We start from the raw sequence: 3135 nt of genomic DNA on the forward strand, positions 1-3135 counted from the left end.
GAATCGAGGGTTCTCCTCGACGAGCCAATGTCCGGCGCGCGGCACGTCGACCGCCCGCACGATGTTGCTCAGGCGCGGGGAAACGGTGGCGCGGATCGCCTCGAGCTGCCCCTCGGCGGTCATGAGCAGAGTCGGGACTGGAGTCGGCGCGGTCGCCACAGTGTCGCGGACGTCCTGGTCGAGGGCGCGGTAGAGCTCGAAGCCGCCCGCGAGAGCCTCGGGCTTGCGGTAGGTGCGGGCGAACTCGTCGACCTCGGCGTCGGTGAACGGGGATCGATCCGAGGTGCCGCCGAACGCCGTGCCGCCGAAGGAGACCTGCGGGTAGAACAGCGCCAGGTACTCGCGAACATTGTCGCCGACAACAGCTTCGGGTACTCCCCGCTGGGAGTGCAACGCGATGTGCCAGCTCAGTGTGCGGTAGGTCGGTGCGTCGATCGCGGGCCCGGGCAGCGGGAGATCGAGGTAGCCGAGGCGGTCGGTATCGGCGGGGAACTGGGCGGCGTACGCGAAGGCGACGGCGGCGCCGAAGTCGTGTCCGACCACGCGCGCATCCCGCACGCCGAGCCGGTCGGCGATGAGGGTGTGCACGTACCGCGCCAGCGTGGCCTTGTCGTAGGCGGTCGGTGAACCGGTGCTGTCACCGAGCCCGGGCAGGTCGACGGCGTAGACGGTGTGGTTCTCGGCGAGGGCGGGCATGATCGGCCACCAGCCGTACCAGGTCTGCGGCCACCCGTGGATCAGCACCACCGGTGTGCCGCTGCCGCCGGTCACATAGTGCATCCGGACACCGTCGACGTCGGCGAACTCGTGCCGGAATGTCTTGTCGAACACGGGGTCGCCCGCCGTCGCGGCGGCGTGGGGTGCGATGTCGGAGGCGGCCGGGGAACAGGCTGCGGCACACATCGTGAGCAGGAATGCGAGCGCGAAAGCCGCTGCCGCGCAGGCGGATCGACCGACGCTGTGTGGTCGGGAGGTGGAGATCATCTGTTCCTTGTCCGGGTGAGATCAGCGGCCGGTGGCGCCGTCGATCAGTTCGCGGAGGATGTCGGCGTGGCCTGCGTGGCGGCCGGTTTCCTCGATCATGTGGGCGAGTGCCCAGCGCACGCTGGGAGCGCGGCGTCCCGGCCGCGGTCGAGGCAGCGGGGCACCGAGATCGGTGCAGCCGTCGAGTATCTCGTTCGCTTGCTCGACCGCGGCCCGGTAGCGGGCGACGACGTCGGCGACAGTGGCAGACGCCGGGGCGTGGAAGGTCGCCTGCCAGTCGGTCACGGTGTCCCCGAGGAACATCGAGCGTTCGACGAAGGTGAGGTGCTCGAGCAGGCCGAGCAGGTTGGTGCCCGATGCCACCGCGGCCGTGCGTACTCGAGGTTCGGGCGCGCCGTCCACCTTCGCGACGATCGAAGTCCGCAGATAATCGAGGAATCCGCGCAGGACCTCGATCTCCTCGCTTCCCGTCCGTGGGGGCGGGGTGTCTCGGCGGCGGGCGCGACGCGGTGTGCTGGGCACGGTGGTCACCTTCCTTCGTCGCGAAACGTCAGGCGCTGCGGTGGATGAGCAGGCGCGCCCAGTTTCGCTGAGGCCACCACGATCTGGCACGCGAAATTGCGGGTTCGGCAAAAAGGTCGGTCAGCGGACTCGCTGCGCGTCCCGGATCGTGGTCGCCAGGCGTTCCAGCAGGGGAGCGGTGGCGGCATGGGAGAAGCGGAAGATCGGCGACCAGGGCGCGACCTGGCCGGCCAGCACCGCGGGCAGTCTGCGCCAGACCGGCCGGTCGGCGAGCGCGGCCGGCTGCAGGCCGGAGGTTCGGTCGTCGAGCAGGATCAGGTCGGCGCGATAGCGGTCGGCCGTCTCCCAGCTCAGTGATTGGAAGTAACCGCCGGGATCGACCTGGTCGGGAACGACGAATTCGACCCCGAGTTCGGTGAAGTAGCTCAGATCGGCCGAGGCGCGCGGGTCGGAGGCGTAGAAGAGTTCGGGGGTTGCCGAGGCGGCGAGCACGCGCAGGCCGGGGCGCACCGCCACGGCGTCGCGCACCGCCTGGGACGCGGCGGCGAAGCGCTGTTCCGCGGCCGCGACCGCCGGGGTGGCGGTCTCGGCGCCGAGCGCCGCGGCCAGGGCGCGATAGCGCGCGATGATGTCGGGGAGCCGCTGACCGGCGATCTGCACGGCGACCACATTCGGGTTCGCCGACTCGATCTTGGACAGGTTGTCGTCGGGGACATACCAGAGTCGGCCCAGCACATAGGAATCGGTGACGAGCAGATCGGGCTCGAGCGTCGCGTACTTCTCGATGTCGAACTGCCCCCAGGCGTCACCGACGACGGTCACCGAGTCCGGATCGAGGTCGCCCAACATATCTCGGTCATGCGCTTCGCCGAAAATGCCCACGATGGACTCGCGTACCCCGTAATCGACCAGCGCGCCCGCCGAGCCGGTGAACGCGACCACCCGGCGCGGCGTCCCCTCCGTCCGCACGGTGCCGCCACGACCATCGGGAAACTGCCAGCTCCCGGTGCTGTCGCGTCCGTTGTCGGCGTTGGCCCCGCAGGCCGCGAGACTCGCGCTCACCCCGACCGCCCCCGCTACCGCGAAGAATCGGCGCCGGGTGAGGGCACGGTCGGGTCGATCCTGGTTCGCGATCACGATTCTCCTCCGCACGTGGCTATCGGTTCGCGATCACTAGACCATACTCAATAAGGCAAGGCAAACCTTACTATCGACGGGCGGATTCAGCCGTGCCAGCGGCGGTAGACCTCGACGGCGCCCGGGTGCAGCGGGACCGTCCCGGTGCCGATCAGGAATCGGCCGTCGAGGAACTGGGTGCCCGCGGCCTCGGCGGGGACGAGCGCGTCCGCGTGGCGGACCAGCAGGTCGACGATGGCGGCCGCTGTCTCGTCGGGCAGGGTCGCGGCGGCCAGGAGAAGGTTGGCGACGCCGATCGTGTGCACCGCCGGGCTGCCCGGATAGGCGTCGGCGGGAATGGCGACCCGGTCGTAGACGGGGCCGTATCGCTCGCGCAGGGGAGCGGCGAGGGCGCCGAGGTCGATCAGGCGCAGGGGATCGGGCACGGCGAGTGCGGCGGTGGGCACGCCACCGGCCCACAGCAACGCGTCGATGTCGCCGTCGGTCAAACGT

The 3135-nt window shown here is 70.1% G+C and carries 4 protein-coding genes; all 4 read right to left on the reverse strand.

Annotated features, from left to right (window positions below; genetic code table 11):
• On the reverse strand, positions 1–984 hold a 984-nt coding region (locus tag ACFWF3_RS29915; protein ID WP_379316980.1), incomplete at its 3' end, for an alpha/beta fold hydrolase.
• Between the two features lie 21 nt (positions 985–1005).
• Positions 1006–1506, reverse strand: coding sequence for a DinB family protein (locus ACFWF3_RS29920; protein WP_378987633.1), 501 nt, complete (start codon positions 1504–1506; stop codon positions 1006–1008).
• A gap of 120 nt (positions 1507–1626) precedes the next feature.
• Positions 1627–2643 (reverse strand): ABC transporter substrate-binding protein, encoded by a 1017-nt coding sequence (locus ACFWF3_RS29925; protein ID WP_379316982.1) that lies wholly within the window; start codon positions 2641–2643, stop codon positions 1627–1629.
• A gap of 86 nt (positions 2644–2729) precedes the next feature.
• A partial coding sequence (locus ACFWF3_RS29930) for a TAXI family TRAP transporter solute-binding subunit (protein WP_379316984.1) occupies positions 2730–3135 on the reverse strand: 406 nt, incomplete at its 5' end.

The organism is Nocardia sp. NPDC060220 (assembly GCF_042727815.1).
Lineage (GTDB): Bacteria > Actinomycetota > Actinomycetes > Mycobacteriales > Mycobacteriaceae > Nocardia.